This is a genomic window from Pseudomonas agarici, from assembly GCF_001543125.1.
In the GTDB taxonomy this organism is placed as follows: Bacteria; Pseudomonadota; Gammaproteobacteria; order Pseudomonadales; family Pseudomonadaceae; genus Aquipseudomonas; species Aquipseudomonas agarici.
The window spans coordinates 1-15,695 of the sequence record NZ_CP014135.1 but is presented as its reverse complement, the minus strand read 5'-3'; the positions used below and the strand labels follow the sequence as shown (position 1 = coordinate 15,695).

Below are 15,695 nucleotides of genomic sequence, written 5' to 3'. Positions count from 1 at the left end.
CCGTCGGCGCTGGCGTCGTAGCAAAAGTAATCGAATAAGTAGTTGAAATACCTCTCTCGGGCCGACATAATGGTCGGCCTGATTCAAGTTTTAGGTCAGTAGCTCAATTGGCAGAGCGACGGTCTCCAAAACCGTAGGTTGGGGGTTCGATTCCCTCCTGACCTGCCAGATTCACTCGGTGTGTCTGGCTTTCTTTTCACAGGATTCTCTTAGATGACCTCCAACACTGAAGTCCAAGGCTCTCGCTTCGATCTTCTCAAGTGGCTCGTTGTAGTCGCACTGGTGGTGATTGGTGTCGTTGGCAACCAGTATTACGCTGGCTCGCCGGTCCTGTACCGCGTACTTGCTCTGCTTGTCATTGCTGCTGTAGCTGCCTTTGTAGGCCTGCAAACTGCTAAAGGCAAGTCGTTCTTTGTACTGGCCAAGGAAGCTCGCACCGAAATCCGTAAAGTCGTATGGCCGACTCGCCAAGAAACCACGCAGACCACGTTGATTGTCGTGGCTGTGGTATTGGTTATGGCGTTGCTGTTGTGGGGGCTTGATTCCCTGCTCGGTTGGCTTGTTTCCTTGATTGTTGGCTAAGGGTGTCCCGTGGCTAAGCGTTGGTACGTTGTGCATGCTTACTCGGGTTACGAGAAGCATGTCATGCGCTCGTTGATCGAGCGAGTAAAGCTGGCAGGCATGGAAGATGGCTTCGGCGAAATTCTGGTCCCTACTGAAGAAGTAGTAGAGATGCGTAACGGCCAGAAACGCAAAAGCGAACGCAAGTTTTTTCCTGGCTATGTGCTGGTGCAGATGGATATGAACGAGGGTACTTGGCATTTGGTCAAGGATACTCCTCGGGTAATGGGCTTCATTGGCGGTACCGCCGACAAGCCTGCACCGATCACCGACAAAGAAGCTGAGGCTATTCTGCGTCGTGTCGCTGACGGTAGCGACAAACCGAAGCCGAAGACACTGTTCGAGCCGGGCGAAGTGGTGCGTGTCACCGATGGTCCGTTCGCAGATTTCAACGGTACGGTTGAAGAAGTTAACTACGAAAAGAGCCGGATTCAGGTCGCAGTGCTCATTTTCGGTCGCTCTACTCCGGTGGAGTTGGAGTTCAGTCAGGTCGAAAAGGTCTAGCTGGGCAAGCATCCCAACCCCGCAGCCTTAGGCTGTGGGGTTTTGTCGTCACTGGGATAAACGCGCAAGTAACCGGGGAGCCTTTCGAGGCGTTCGAACCCGTAATTGGAGTGCCTCATGGCCAAGAAGATTACCGCTTACATCAAGCTACAAGTGAAGGCCGCCCAGGCCAACCCTAGCCCACCCGTCGGTCCAGCACTGGGTCAGCACGGCGTGAATATCATGGAATTCTGCAAGGCCTTCAACGCCCGTACTCAGGGTCTTGAGCCAGGTCTGCCGACTCCGGTGATTATCACTGTCTACAGCGACCGCAGCTTTACTTTCGAAACCAAGTCGACCCCGGCTTCGGTTCTGTTGAAGAAAGCGGCCGGCCTGACCAGCGGTTCCGCTCGTCCTAATACCGTTAAGGTTGGCACCGTGACTCGTGCTCAGCTGGAAGAAATCGCGAAAACCAAAAACGCGGATCTGACTGCAGCTGATATGGATGCAGCCGTGCGTACCATCGCCGGTTCTGCTCGTAGCATGGGCCTTAACGTGGAGGGTGTGTAATGGCTAAGCTGACCAAGCGCCAAAAGGCTATCGCCGGCAAAATCGAAGCAGGCAAGGCCTATAATTTCGTAGACGCCGCCGCTTTGCTGACCGAGCTGTCGACTGTCAAGTTCAGCGAGTCCGTTGACGTTGCTGTAAATCTGGGCGTTGACCCACGTAAATCCGACCAGGTCGTGCGTAGCGCTACCGTGCTGCCACATGGCACCGGCAAGACCGTTCGTGTTGCCGTGTTCACCCAGGGGCCAGCGGCTGAAGCTGCCCTGGCTGCTGGCGCCGATCGCGTTGGCATGGACGACCTGGCTGCCGAAATGAAGGGCGGCGACCTGAACTATGACGTGGTCATTGCCTCCCCGGACGCAATGCGTGTTGTCGGCCAACTGGGTCAGATCCTCGGTCCACGTGGCCTGATGCCTAACCCTAAAGTTGGCACCGTCACCCCGGATGTCGCCAACGCGGTCAAGAACGCCAAGGCTGGTCAGGTTCGTTATCGCACCGACAAAAACGGCATTATCCACACTTCCGTTGGCAAGGTCGGCTTTGACGCCGTCAAGCTGAAGGAAAACGTTGAGGCCCTGATCGCCGATCTGAAGCGTATCAAGCCAGCCTCCTCGAAAGGCATCTACGTCAAGCGCGTTACCCTGAGCACCACCATGGGCCCAGGCCTGGTTATCGATCAGAGCTCGCTGGACGCATAAAACACAAGTGAGTGCAAGCAATTGCACCCACTGAAAGATTGGGGTCCCTGCCTGGCGGGGGCTATCCAAGACCGTAGGCGACGCAAGTCTTAAACCACAAGCCTACGCAGATGGTGCTCCCGGTTCCTTACCGAATCAGACACCAAAACGACATCCGGCTTCGGCCAGATGAAACGGTAACAAGCAGGAGTTGAACCCGTGGCAATTAATCTCGAAGACAAGAAGGCCATCGTCGCTGAAGTCAACGAGGCTGCCAAAGTCGCTCTGTCCGCTGTCGTGGCTGATGCCCGTGGCGTAACAGTAGGCGCAATGACCGGACTCCGTAAAGAGGCTCGTGAAGCTGGCGTATACGTGCGTGTCGTGCGTAACACCCTGCTCAAGCGCGCTGTTGCTGATACTGAATACAGTGTCCTCAACGACGTGTTCACCGGCCCTACCTTGATTGCGTTCTCTAAGGAACATCCGGGTGCTGCAGCCCGTATTTTCAAAGAGTTCGCCAAGGGTCAGGACAAGTTCGAGATCAAGGCAGCTGCGTTTGAGGGCAAGTTCCTCGCAGCGAACCAGATCGACGTGCTGGCAAGCCTGCCAACCCGTGACGAAGCCATTTCCCAGCTGATGAGCGTGATTCAAGGCGCTACCAGCAAACTGGCGCGTACTCTGGCGGCAATCCGCGATCAAAAAGAAGCCGCCGCAGCCTGAGGCTGAGCGTTTCTTTACTCGCGTATTTTGTTTATTTCGATGGCCGTGCAGGCTGTCCCCCAATTCAGGAATTGAGTCATGTCTCTGACTAACGAACAAATCATCGAAGCAATTGGCCAGAAAACCGTTCTGGAAGTTGTTGAGCTGATCAAAGCTATGGAAGAAACCTTCGGTGTTACCGCTGCTGCCGCTTCGGCTGGCCCAGCCGCGGCTGCCGCTGTTGTTGAAGAACAAACCGAGTTCAACGTTATCCTTAAAGGCGCTGGCGAGAAGAAAGTCAACGTCATCAAGGCCGTGCGTGAACTGACCGGTCTGGGTCTGAAAGAAGCCAAAGAGAAAGTTGATACCGCTCCTCAGGTCATCGCTGAAGGCGTTTCGAAAGAAGCGGCCGAAGATGCCAAGAAGAAGCTGGAAGAAGCTGGCGCTGAAGTCGAAGTCAAGTAATCTCCGACCTTGCGTCTCCAGCCCAAGCGTTAAGCGACAGGCTGATGGCTGGTGGCTCTTGCCACCGGCCTTTTTCCGTTATTGGCAACCGGCGCGGTCGGTGCCTTTAACGTGCTTCAACCACCCGATGCGGTGGCGCAAACCATGGGGTTTGCACGATTTTCTGGCTGCTCCCGTCGGGAGAGGCCAAACAAGCAGGTGACCAAGCTGGGGAACGCTGATGGCTTACTCATATACTGAGAAAAAACGTATCCGCAAGGACTTTAGCAAGTTGCCGGACGTCATGGACGTACCGTACCTCTTGGCTATCCAGCTGGATTCGTATCGCGAATTCTTGCAGGCGGGCGCGACCAAGGACCAGTTCCGTGACGTCGGTCTGCATGCGGCCTTCAAATCCGTTTTCCCGATCATCAGCTACTCCGGTAACGCTGCTCTGGAGTACGTTGGCTATCGTTTGGGCGAACCGGCCTTCGATGTCAAGGAATGCGTATTGCGCGGCGTGACCTATGCGGTTCCGCTGCGGGTGAAAGTGCGCCTGATCATTTTCGACAAAGAGTCGTCGAACAAAGCGATCAAGGACATCAAAGAGCAAGAAGTCTACATGGGTGAAATCCCCCTGATGACTGAGAACGGTACCTTCGTAATCAACGGTACCGAGCGCGTGATCGTTTCCCAGCTGCACCGTTCCCCGGGCGTGTTCTTCGATCACGATCGCGGCAAGACGCACAGCTCCGGCAAACTGCTGTATTCGGCACGGATCATTCCGTACCGCGGTTCGTGGTTGGACTTCGAGTTCGATCCGAAAGACTGTGTGTTCGTGCGTATCGACCGTCGTCGTAAGCTGCCGGCTTCCGTGCTGCTGCGCGCGCTGGGCTACGGCACCGAAGAGGTGCTGGACGCGTTCTACACCACCAACGTCTTCCACGTTAAGGGCGAAACCCTGAGCCTGGAACTGGTGCCTCAGCGCCTGCGCGGCGAGATCGCGGTCCTGGATATCCAGGATGACAAAGGCAAGGTGATTGTCGAGCAGGGTCGTCGTATCACCGCTCGTCACATCAACCAGCTGGAAAAAGCCGGAATCAAAGAGTTGGAAGTGCCGCTGGACTACGTCCTGGGCCGCACTACCGCCAAGGTCATCGTGCATCCGGCAACCGGCGAAATCCTGGCAGAGTGCAACACCGAGCTGAACACCGAGATCCTGGCGAAAATCGCCAAGGCCCAGGTTGTTCGCATCGAAACGCTGTACACCAACGATATCGACTGCGGTCCGTTCATCTCCGACACGCTGAAGATCGACTCCACCAGTAACCAACTGGAAGCGCTGGTCGAAATCTATCGCATGATGCGTCCCGGTGAGCCACCGACCAAGGATGCCGCCGAGACCCTGTTCAACAACCTGTTCTTCAGCCCTGAGCGCTATGACCTGTCTGCGGTCGGCCGGATGAAGTTCAACCGTCGTATCGGTCGTACCGAGATCGAAGGTTCGGGCGTACTGAACAAGGACGATATCGTCGCGGTTCTCAAGACCCTGGTCGACATCCGTAACGGCAAAGGCATCGTCGACGACATCGACCACCTGGGTAACCGCCGGGTTCGTTGCGTCGGCGAAATGGCCGAGAACCAGTTCCGTGTCGGCCTGGTGCGCGTTGAGCGCGCGGTCAAGGAACGTCTGTCGATGGCTGAAAGCGAAGGCCTGATGCCGCAAGACCTGATCAACGCCAAGCCAGTGGCTGCGGCGGTGAAGGAGTTCTTCGGTTCGAGCCAGCTGTCGCAGTTCATGGACCAGAACAACCCGTTGTCCGAGATCACTCACAAGCGTCGCGTCTCCGCGCTTGGCCCGGGCGGTCTGACCCGTGAGCGCGCAGGCTTCGAAGTGCGTGACGTACACCCGACGCACTACGGTCGCGTGTGTCCGATCGAAACGCCTGAAGGTCCGAACATCGGTCTGATCAACTCCCTGGCCGCCTATGCGCGCACCAACCAGTACGGTTTCCTTGAAAGCCCGTACCGTGTGGTGAAAGACGCTCTGGTGACCGACGAGATCGTGTTCCTGTCCGCCATCGAGGAAGCCGATCACGTGATCGCCCAGGCTTCGGCCACGATGAACGACAAGAAGATCCTCACTGACGAGCTGGTGGCGGTTCGTCACCTGAACGAGTTCACCGTCAAGGCGCCGGAAGACGTCACCCTGATGGACGTATCGCCCAAGCAGGTTGTTTCGGTCGCCGCGTCGCTGATCCCGTTCCTCGAGCACGACGACGCCAACCGTGCGTTGATGGGTTCGAACATGCAGCGCCAGGCTGTACCGACCCTGCGAGCCGACAAGCCGCTGGTGGGTACCGGCATGGAGCGCAACGTTGCCCGTGACTCCGGCGTGTGCGTCGTGGCTCGCCGTGGCGGGGTGATCGATTCGGTCGATGCCAGTCGTATCGTGGTTCGCGTTGCCGATGACGAAGTTGAGCCGGGCGAAGCCGGTGTCGACATCTATAACCTGACCAAATACACCCGTTCGAACCAGAACACCTGCATCAACCAGCGTCCGCTGGTGAGCAAGGGTGATCGCGTTCAGCGCAGCGACATCATGGCCGACGGCCCGTCCACCGACATGGGTGAGCTGGCGCTGGGTCAGAACATGCGCATCGCCTTCATGGCGTGGAACGGCTTCAACTTCGAAGACTCCATCTGCCTGTCGGAACGCGTTGTCCAGGAAGATCGCTTCACCACGATCCACATTCAGGAACTGACCTGTGTGGCCCGTGACACCAAGCTTGGCCCAGAGGAAATCACCGCGGACATCCCGAACGTGGGTGAAGCCGCGCTGAACAAGCTGGACGAAGCCGGTATCGTCTATGTCGGCGCCGAAGTGGGCGCTGGTGACATCCTGGTCGGCAAGGTCACTCCGAAAGGCGAGACACAGCTAACTCCGGAAGAAAAACTGCTGCGCGCGATCTTCGGTGAGAAGGCCAGCGACGTCAAAGACACCTCCCTGCGCGTGCCGACCGGCACCAAGGGTACCGTCATCGACGTGCAGGTCTTCACCCGTGATGGCGTTGAGCGTGATAGCCGCGCCCTGTCCATCGAGAAGAGCCAGCTCGACGAGATCCGCAAGGATCTCAACGAAGAGTTCCGTATCGTTGAAGGTGCGACTTTCGAACGTCTGCGTTCCGCCCTGGTCGGTCACACTGCCGAAGGCGGTGCCGGCCTGAAGAAAGGTCAGGAGATCACTAACGAGATCCTTGACGGTCTTGAGCATGGTCAGTGGTTCAAGCTGCGTATGGCTGAAGACGCGCTGAACGAGCAGCTCGAGAAGGCCCAAGCCTACATCGTCGATCGCCGCCGTCTGCTGGACGACAAGTTCGAAGACAAGAAGCGTAAGCTGCAGCAAGGCGATGACCTGGCTCCGGGCGTCCTGAAGATCGTCAAGGTCTACCTGGCAATCCGTCGTCGCATCCAGCCGGGCGACAAGATGGCCGGTCGTCACGGTAACAAGGGTGTGGTCTCCGTGATCATGCCGGTTGAAGACATGCCGCACGATGCCAATGGCACTCCGGTCGATGTCGTCCTCAACCCGCTGGGCGTACCCTCGCGTATGAACGTCGGTCAGATCCTCGAAACCCACCTGGGCCTCGCGGCCAAAGGTCTGGGCGAGAAGATCAACCGCATGATCGAGGAACAGCGCAAGGTTGCTGACCTGCGCAAATTCCTGCACGAGATCTACAACGAGATCGGCGGTCGCAACGAAGAGCTGGACACCTTCTCCGACCAGGAAATCCTGGATCTGGCGAAGAACCTGCGAGCGGGCGTGCCAATGGCTACTCCGGTATTCGACGGTGCCAAGGAAGTCGAAATCAAGGCCATGCTGAAACTGGCAGACTTGCCGGAAAGCGGCCAGATGCAACTGTTCGATGGCCGTACCGGCAATAAATTCGAGCGTCCGGTTACCGTCGGCTACATGTACATGCTGAAGCTGAACCACTTGGTAGACGATAAGATGCACGCTCGTTCTACCGGTTCTTACAGCCTGGTTACCCAGCAGCCGCTGGGTGGTAAGGCACAGTTCGGTGGTCAGCGTTTCGGGGAGATGGAGGTTTGGGCACTGGAAGCTTACGGTGCTGCATACACTCTGCAAGAAATGCTCACAGTGAAGTCGGACGATGTGAACGGTCGGACCAAGATGTACAAGAACATCGTGGACGGCGATCACCGTATGGAGCCGGGCATGCCCGAGTCCTTCAACGTGTTGATCAAAGAAATTCGTTCCCTCGGCATCGATATCGATCTGGAAACCGAATAACACGTGACGCGAATCGAGAGCGGGGCAGGACTGCCCGCTCTCTGCTCCGCCAGGAGGAAAGGCCTTGAAAGACCTACTGAATTTGCTGAAAAACCAGGGTCAAGTCGAAGAGTTCGACGCCATCCGTATTGGATTGGCCTCGCCTGAGATGATCCGTTCGTGGTCGTTCGGTGAAGTTAAAAAGCCGGAAACCATCAACTACCGGACGTTCAAACCAGAACGTGACGGGCTGTTCTGCGCCAAGATCTTTGGCCCGGTAAAAGACTATGAGTGCCTGTGCGGTAAGTACAAGCGCTTGAAACACCGTGGCGTGATCTGCGAGAAGTGCGGCGTTGAAGTCGCGCTGGCCAAGGTTCGTCGTGAGCGCATGGCGCACATCGAGCTGGCGTCGCCGGTTGCCCACATTTGGTTCCTGAAGTCCTTGCCAAGCCGTATCGGCCTGCTGATGGACATGACCCTGCGCGATATCGAGCGCGTTCTCTATTTCGAGAGCTATGTCGTTATCGATCCGGGCATGACCACGCTTGAGAAAGGCCAGTTGCTCAACGACGAGCAGTACTTCGAAGCCCTCGAAGAATTCGGTGACGACTTCGACGCCCGCATGGGTGCCGAGGCTGTCCGCGAACTGCTGCACGCGATCGACCTGGAGCACGAGATTGGCCGTCTGCGCGAAGAAATTCCGCAAACCAACTCGGAAACCAAGATCAAGAAGCTGTCCAAGCGCCTGAAGTTGATGGAAGCCTTCCAGGGCTCCGGCAACCTGCCTGAGTGGATGGTGTTGACCGTTCTGCCGGTGCTGCCGCCAGACCTGCGTCCACTGGTTCCACTGGATGGCGGTCGCTTCGCCACTTCCGACCTCAACGATCTGTATCGTCGGGTGATCAACCGTAACAACCGCTTGAAGCGTTTGCTCGATCTGTCCGCTCCGGACATCATCGTGCGCAACGAAAAGCGTATGTTGCAGGAAGCCGTCGATGCCCTGTTGGACAACGGTCGTCGCGGTCGTGCCATCACCGGTTCGAACAAGCGTCCTCTGAAATCCCTGGCCGACATGATCAAGGGTAAGCAAGGTCGTTTCCGTCAGAACCTGCTCGGTAAGCGCGTGGACTACTCCGGTCGTTCGGTTATTACCGTTGGCCCGACCCTGCGTCTGCACCAGTGCGGCCTGCCGAAGAAGATGGCTCTGGAGCTGTTCAAACCGTTCATTTTCGGCAAGCTGGAAATGCGCGGTCTGGCGACCACCATCAAGGCCGCCAAAAAGATGGTCGAGCGCGAGCTGCCGGAGGTCTGGGACGTTCTCGCTGAAGTCATCCGCGAACACCCGGTGCTCCTCAACCGTGCACCGACCCTTCACCGTCTGGGTATCCAGGCGTTTGAACCGGTCTTGATCGAAGGCAAGGCTATCCAGCTGCACCCTCTGGTCTGTGCGGCGTACAACGCTGACTTCGACGGCGACCAAATGGCCGTGCACGTACCGCTGACGCTGGAAGCCCAGCTCGAAGCGCGTGCGTTGATGATGTCGACCAACAACATCCTGTCGCCCGCCAACGGCGAGCCGATCATCGTTCCGTCGCAGGACGTTGTACTGGGTCTGTATTACATGACCCGCGAGGCTATCAACGCCAAGGGCGAAGGTCGTATTTTTGCGGACCTGCAGGAAGTCGACCGCGTATTCCGCGCCGGCGAGGCGGCCTTGCACGCCAAGATCAAGGTTCGTATCACCGAAACCGTGAACGACCGTGATGGCGGCAGCGTCAAGAACACCCGTATCGTCGACACTACTGTCGGTCGTGCCTTGTTGTTCCAGGTGGTTCCAGCCGGCCTGTCTTACGACGTCGTCAACCTGCCGATGAAGAAGAAGGCGATCTCCAAGCTGATCAACCAGTGCTACCGCGTGGTGGGGCTGAAAGAGACGGTGATCTTCGCTGACCAGTTGATGTACACCGGCTTTGCCTATTCGACCATTTCTGGCGTGTCCATCGGTGTTAACGACTTCGTTATTCCGGATGAAAAGGCTCGCATTATCGGTGCTGCCACCGAAGAAGTGAAAGAGATCGAAAGTCAGTACGCCTCCGGCCTGGTAACCCAGGGCGAGAAGTACAACAAGGTGATCGACCTCTGGTCCAAGGCGAACGACGAAGTTTCCAAAGCGATGATGGCCAACCTCTCGAAAGAGAAGGTCATCGACCGTCATGGCGTCGAGGTCGACCAAGAGTCTTTCAACTCGATGTACATGATGGCCGACTCGGGTGCGCGGGGTTCTGCCGCGCAGATCCGTCAGCTCGCCGGTATGCGTGGTCTGATGGCCAAGCCGGACGGTTCCATCATCGAAACGCCGATTACCGCCAACTTCCGTGAAGGGCTGAGCGTACTCCAGTACTTCATCTCGACTCACGGTGCTCGTAAAGGTCTGGCGGATACCGCGTTGAAAACCGCGAACTCCGGCTACCTGACGCGTCGTCTGGTGGACGTTGCACAAGATCTGGTGGTCACCGAGATCGATTGCGGCACCGAGCATGGCCTGCTCATGACGCCGCACATCGAAGGCGGCGATGTCGTAGAGCCGTTGGGTGAGCGCGTTCTGGGTCGAGTGATCGCCCGTGACGTATTCAAACCAGGTACCGAGGACGTCATTGTTCCTGCTGGCACGCTGGTTGACGAGAAGTGGGTTGAGTTCATCGAGCTGAACAGCATCGACGAAGTCATCGTGCGCTCGCCAATCAGTTGCGAAACCCGTTATGGCATTTGCGCCAAGTGCTATGGCCGTGACTTGGCTCGTGGTCATCAGGTGAACATCGGTGAAGCGGTCGGCGTTATCGCCGCTCAATCGATCGGTGAGCCGGGTACCCAGTTGACCATGCGCACGTTCCACATCGGTGGTGCGGCAAGCCGGACCTCGGCGGCCGACAGCGTTCAGGTGAAGAATGGCGGTACTGTCCGTCTGCATAACCTCAAGCACGTCGAGCGTGTCGACGGGCACCTGGTGGCGGTGTCCCGTTCCGGCGAGCTGGCAATTGCCGACGACTACGGTCGCGAGCGCGAGCGCTATAAGTTGCCGTATGGCGCGGTGATTTCGGTTAAAGAGGGTGACAAGGTCGACGCTGGCGCCATCGTGGCCAAGTGGGATCCGCACACTCACCCGATCGTTACCGAAATGAAAGGTACCGTGACCTACGTGGGCATGGAAGAAGGCATCACGATCAAGCGTCAAACCGACGAATTGACCGGTATGACCAACATTGAAGTCCTCGACGCCAAAGACCGTCCAGCTGCCGGTAAAGATATCCGTCCAGCCGTGAAGATGGTCGATGACAACGGCAAGGATCTGTTGCTGCCAGGCACTGACGTAATCGCTCAGTACTTCCTGCCGGCCAACGCCCTGGTCGGCGTGGCGGATGGCGCGAAAATCGCGATCGGTGATGTTATCGCGCGTATTCCGCAAGAGACGTCGAAGACCCGCGACATCACCGGTGGTCTGCCGCGTGTTGCCGACTTGTTCGAAGCGCGTCGTCCGAAAGAAGCCTCGATTCTGGCTGAAGTCAGCGGCACCATCGCCTTCGGTAAAGAGACCAAGGGCAAGCGCCGTCTGGTCATTACTCCGAACGACGGTAGTGATCCGTATGAGGAGCTGATTCCGAAGTGGCGTCACCTGAACGTCTTCGAGGGCGAACAGGTGAACCGTGGCGAAGTCATCTCCGACGGTCCAAGCGACCCGCATGACATCCTGCGTCTGTTGGGTGTGAGTGCGCTGGCCAAGTACATCGTCAACGAGATCCAGGACGTTTACCGCCTGCAAGGCGTGAAGATCAACGATAAGCACATCGAGACCATCCTGCGTCAGATGCTGCGTAAAGTTGAAATCGCTGAATCCGGCGATTCCACCTTCATCAAGGGCGACCAGATGGAGCTGACTCACGTGTTGGTGGAAAACGAGCGTCTGGCGACCGAAGACAAGTTCGTGTCCAAGTTCACTCGTGTGTTGCTGGGCATCACCAAGGCGTCGTTGTCGACCGAATCGTTCATCTCCGCGGCCTCTTTCCAAGAGACCACCCGCGTACTGACCGAAGCGGCCGTCACCGGCAAGCGCGATTACCTGCGCGGCCTGAAAGAAAACGTAGTCGTGGGTCGTCTGATCCCGGCGGGTACCGGCCTGGCCTACCACAGCGAGCGCAAGCGCCGCCGTGAGCTGGACAAGCCGGCGCGCGTCAGCGCCAGTGAAGTGGAAGCTGCACTGACCGAAGCGCTAAACTCAAGCGGTAACTGAGTCCTGCTGCAGTGAAAGCATGGCCCTGGTAGCTTTTTTTCGATCATCGCGACTTTTTTGTTGCGATGGACGGAGAGGGGAGGCCGGGGCCTTGTCTTGACTGGAGAGAAGATCCTCTTTAGACTCTTGTACCCCTAAATTTGGCGGGGACTCGTTCCTGCCATTTTGCTTTTCTTGCAAGACAATAGCGTCGCAAGACAACAGTGGAGCTAGTAGATGGCAACTATCAACCAGCTGGTACGTCAGCCGCGTAAGCGTATCGTCGAGAAATCCGACGTGCCTGCGCTGCAGAACTGCCCGCAACGTCGTGGCGTATGCACCCGTGTGTACACCACTACGCCGAAAAAACCTAACTCGGCACTGCGTAAAGTATGCCGTGTGCGCCTGACCAACGGTTTCGAGGTTTCCTCGTACATCGGTGGTGAAGGTCACAACCTGCAAGAGCACAGCGTAGTGCTGATCCGTGGCGGTCGTGTAAAAGACCTGCCAGGTGTTCGTTACCACACCGTTCGCGGCTCTCTGGATACTTCGGGCGTTAAAGGCCGGAACCAGGGTCGTTCGAAGTACGGTACCAAGAAGCCTAAGTAGTCGTTGCTTTTGGTAGCAAACAACCGATTTTTATTTTTCTGAGTCGATAAGAGTAAGGTCGGGCGTGCATTTTTTGGATGCAGTGGTCCCGAGCTAACCTGAAGACCGATTGAGGGCTTATCCATGCCAAGAAGACGCGTAGCAGCCAAGCGCGAAGTGCTTGACGATCCAAAATACGGCAGCCAAATCCTGGCCAAGTTCATGAACCACGTGATGGAAAGCGGCAAGAAAGCCGTTGCCGAGCGTATTGTTTATGGCGCGCTGGAAAAGGTTAAAGAGCGTAAAGCCGGCACTGATCCCCTGGAACTCTTCGAGAAAGCACTCGACGCCATCGCTCCGCTGGTCGAAGTGAAGTCGCGCCGCGTAGGCGGTGCTACTTACCAGGTTCCGGTTGAAGTTCGTCCGTCCCGTCGTAATGCTCTGGCAATGCGCTGGTTGGTAGACTTCGCCCGTAAGCGCGGCGAGAAGTCTATGGCTCTGCGTTTGGCTGGCGAACTGCTGGACGCCGCCGAAGGTAAAGGTGCTGCAGTTAAGAAGCGTGAAGACGTGCACCGTATGGCTGAGGCCAACAAGGCTTTCTCGCACTACCGCTTCTAATTTTAGCGTCACTCATTTTGCGAGGGCTTTATGGCTCGTACAACACCGATTAATCGCTACCGTAACATTGGTATCGTTGCTCACGTGGATGCTGGTAAAACCACCACCACCGAGCGCGTCCTTTTTTACACTGGCAAAAGTCACAAGATGGGCGAGGTGCATGACGGCGCCGCGACCACCGACTGGATGGTGCAGGAGCAGGAGCGTGGTATTACCATCACTTCCGCTGCCATTACCGCCTTCTGGCAGGGTTCCGAGAAGCAGCACAAAGATCAGTACCGCTTCAACGTCATCGATACTCCTGGCCACGTTGACTTCACTATTGAAGTTGAGCGTTCCCTGCGCGTTCTCGACGGCGCGGTCGTGGTTTTCTGCGGCACCTCGGGTGTTGAGCCGCAGTCGGAAACCGTATGGCGTCAGGCCAACAAGTACGGTGTCCCGCGTCTTGTTTACGTCAACAAGATGGACCGTGCTGGTGCCAACTTCCTGCGCGTGATCGGTCAGATCAAACAGCGCCTGGGTCACACTCCGGTGCCAATCCAGTTGGCTATCGGTTCCGAAGACAACTTCCAGGGTCAGATCGATCTGATCAACATGCAAGCTGTCTACTGGAATGACTCCGACAAGGGTATGGTTCCTGTTCGCAAGGACATCCCTGCCGAGTTGCTTGAAGAAGCCGAGAAGTGGCGTGGCAACATGGTAGAGGCTGCGGCCGAAGCCAACGAAGAGCTGATGAACAAGTACCTCGAAGGTGAAGAGCTCACCAACGTGGAAATCAAGGCTGCTCTGCGTCAGCGTACTATTGCGGGTGAGATCGTCCTGGCTGTTTGCGGGTCTTCGTTCAAGAACAAGGGGGTTCCCCTGGTTCTCGACGCCGTTATCGACTTCTTGCCGGCTCCCACCGACATTCCTGCCATCAAGGGTACCGACCCGGATGACGAGACTCGGGAGATGGAGCGTCACGCAGACGACAGCGAGCCGTTCTCGGCCTTGGCGTTCAAGATCGCTACCGACCCATTCGTGGGTACCTTGACCTTCGTTCGGGTTTACTCGGGCGTGTTGGCCTCCGGCGACGGCGTGATCAACTCGGTTAAGGGCAAGAAAGAGCGCGTGGGTCGTATGGTGCAAATGCACGCAAACGCCCGCGAAGAAATCAAGGAAGTACGCGCTGGCGACATCGCGGCCTTGATCGGCATGAAGGACGTCACCACGGGTGAGACTTTGTGCAACGCTGACAAGCCAATCATCCTGGTTCGTATGGACTTCCCGGAGCCGGTTATTTCGGTTGCCGTAGAGCCTAAGACCAAGGATGACCAGGAAAAAATGGGTATCGCTCTGGGCAAGCTTGCTCAGGAAGACCCGTCTTTCCGCGTCAAGACTGATGAAGAGACCGGTCAAACGATCATCTCTGGCATGGGCGAGTTGCACCTGGACATCCTGGTTGACCGGATGCGCCGCGAGTTCAACGTCGAAGCCAACATCGGTAAGCCTCAAGTTTCGTACCGTGAGCGCATCACCAAGAGCTGCGAGATTGAAGGCAAGTTCGTTCGTCAGTCCGGCGGTCGTGGCCAATTCGGTCATTGCTGGATCCGTTTTGCTCCTGCTGACGAAGGTCAGGAAGGTCTGCAATTCTTGAACGAAGTCGTGGGCGGTGTGGTTCCTAAGGAATACATCCCGGCGATCCAGAAGGGTATCGAAGAGCAGATGAAGAACGGTGTTGTCGCCGGCTATCCGCTGATCGGCCTGAAAGCTACCGTGTTTGATGGTTCCTACCACGACGTCGACTCCAACGAGATGGCGTTTAAGGTGGCTGCTTCCATGGCAACCAAGCAACTGGCCCAGAAGGGCGGTGGTGAGTTGCTTGAGCCGATCATGGCGGTAGAAGTTGTTACGCCTGAAGACTATATGGGTGACGTGATGGGCGACCTTAACCGTCGTCGCGGCATGATCCTGGGGATGGAAGACACGGTGTCCGGCAAAGTAATTCGTGCCGAGGTTCCGTTGGGTGAGATGTTCGGTTACGCGACCGACGTTCGCTCCATGTCCCAAGGTCGCGCAAGCTACTCTATGGAATTCAAAAAATACAATACAGCTCCGTCGCATATCGTCGAAACTGTTACCAAAAAACAAGGCTGATTCAGTCCTTTAGGCAAGGAGTTAATTGTCGTGGCTAAAGAAAAATTTGATCGTTCCCTACCGCACGTCAACGTTGGCACCATCGGTCACGTTGACCATGGTAAAACCACTCTGACTGCTGCTCTGACTCGCGTTTGCTCCGAAGTTTTCGGTTCTGCGGTCGTTGAATTCGATAAGATCGACAGCGCCCCGGAAGAGAAAGCTCGCGGTATCACCATCAACACCGCACACGTCGAGTACAACTCGAAGATTCGTCACTACGCTCACGTTGACTGCCCAGGTCACGCCGACTACGTGAAGAACA

At 56.8% G+C, this 15,695-nt stretch carries 11 protein-coding genes, 1 tRNA gene and 1 pseudogene; all 13 read left to right on the top strand.

All coding sequences use genetic code 11. From position 1 onward, the window contains the following. The first annotated feature begins 92 nt into the window (after positions 1-92). A tRNA-Trp gene (locus tag AWM79_RS00060) sits at positions 93-168 on the top strand. 45 nt (positions 169-213) lie between these two features. After that, a complete protein-coding gene (gene secE / locus AWM79_RS00055) occupies positions 214-582 on the top strand; it encodes a preprotein translocase subunit SecE (RefSeq protein WP_017129749.1) in 369 nt (122 codons plus the stop codon). 9 nt (positions 583-591) lie between these two features. Then, positions 592-1,125 (top strand): transcription termination/antitermination protein NusG, encoded by a 534-nt coding sequence (nusG, locus tag AWM79_RS00050; protein ID WP_010443972.1) that lies wholly within the window; start codon positions 592-594, stop codon positions 1,123-1,125. Positions 1,126-1,242: 117 nt separating this feature from the next. Continuing rightward, positions 1,243-1,674: a 50S ribosomal protein L11 gene (rplK, locus tag AWM79_RS00045; protein WP_003176435.1), complete on the top strand. Its 432-nt coding sequence runs from the start codon at positions 1,243-1,245 to the stop codon at positions 1,672-1,674. Beyond that, complete coding sequence (gene rplA, locus AWM79_RS00040) at positions 1,674-2,369, top strand: 50S ribosomal protein L1 (protein WP_017129748.1); 696 nt, start codon at positions 1,674-1,676, stop codon at positions 2,367-2,369. The genes rplK and rplA overlap by 1 nt, the downstream gene beginning before the upstream one ends. A gap of 198 nt (positions 2,370-2,567) precedes the next feature. Further along, positions 2,568-3,068 carry a 50S ribosomal protein L10 gene (rplJ, locus tag AWM79_RS00035; RefSeq protein WP_017129747.1) on the top strand — a complete coding sequence of 167 codons (501 nt, stop codon included), beginning with the start codon at positions 2,568-2,570 and terminating at the stop codon, positions 3,066-3,068. A 78-nt stretch (positions 3,069-3,146) separates the two neighbouring features. Next, a complete protein-coding gene (rplL, locus tag AWM79_RS00030) occupies positions 3,147-3,512 on the top strand; it encodes a 50S ribosomal protein L7/L12 (RefSeq protein ID WP_017129746.1) in 366 nt (121 codons plus the stop codon). Positions 3,513-3,732: 220 nt separating this feature from the next. Next, positions 3,733-7,806, top strand: a complete 4,074-nt coding sequence (rpoB, locus tag AWM79_RS00025; RefSeq protein ID WP_017129745.1) for a DNA-directed RNA polymerase subunit beta — start codon at positions 3,733-3,735, stop codon at positions 7,804-7,806. A 64-nt stretch (positions 7,807-7,870) separates the two neighbouring features. Continuing rightward, positions 7,871-12,070: a DNA-directed RNA polymerase subunit beta' gene (rpoC, locus tag AWM79_RS00020; protein ID WP_060781855.1), complete on the top strand. Its 4,200-nt coding sequence runs from the start codon at positions 7,871-7,873 to the stop codon at positions 12,068-12,070. Between the two features lie 216 nt (positions 12,071-12,286). Further along, entirely contained in the window at positions 12,287-12,658 is a 372-nt protein-coding gene (rpsL, locus tag AWM79_RS00015) for a 30S ribosomal protein S12 (protein ID WP_002555494.1), read from the top strand. Between the two features lie 123 nt (positions 12,659-12,781). After that, a complete protein-coding gene (gene rpsG / locus AWM79_RS00010) occupies positions 12,782-13,255 on the top strand; it encodes a 30S ribosomal protein S7 (protein WP_017123206.1) in 474 nt (157 codons plus the stop codon). A 30-nt stretch (positions 13,256-13,285) separates the two neighbouring features. After that, complete coding sequence (gene fusA, locus AWM79_RS00005) at positions 13,286-15,391, top strand: elongation factor G (protein WP_026012937.1); 2,106 nt, start codon at positions 13,286-13,288, stop codon at positions 15,389-15,391. Between the two features lie 30 nt (positions 15,392-15,421). Next, positions 15,422-15,694: pseudogene (locus AWM79_RS25350) on the top strand (GTP-binding protein); the annotation flags it as partial. Position 15,695 lies beyond the last annotated feature (1 nt).

Bases quoted from the DNA above. Each gene is read 5' to 3' on its own strand.
- secE (WP_017129749.1), top strand. From the start codon at position 214: ATGACCTCCAACACTGAAGTCCAAGGCTCTCGCTTCGATCTTCTCAAG.
- rplK (WP_003176435.1), top strand. From the start codon at position 1,243: ATGGCCAAGAAGATTACCGCTTACATCAAGCTACAAGTGAAGGCCGCC.
- rplA (WP_017129748.1), top strand. From the start codon at position 1,674: ATGGCTAAGCTGACCAAGCGCCAAAAGGCTATCGCCGGCAAAATCGAA.
- rplL (WP_017129746.1), top strand. From the start codon at position 3,147: ATGTCTCTGACTAACGAACAAATCATCGAAGCAATTGGCCAGAAAACC.
- rpoB (WP_017129745.1), top strand. From the start codon at position 3,733: ATGGCTTACTCATATACTGAGAAAAAACGTATCCGCAAGGACTTTAGC.
- rpsL (WP_002555494.1), top strand. From the start codon at position 12,287: ATGGCAACTATCAACCAGCTGGTACGTCAGCCGCGTAAGCGTATCGTC.
- rpsG (WP_017123206.1), top strand. From the start codon at position 12,782: ATGCCAAGAAGACGCGTAGCAGCCAAGCGCGAAGTGCTTGACGATCCA.
- fusA (WP_026012937.1), top strand. From the start codon at position 13,286: ATGGCTCGTACAACACCGATTAATCGCTACCGTAACATTGGTATCGTT.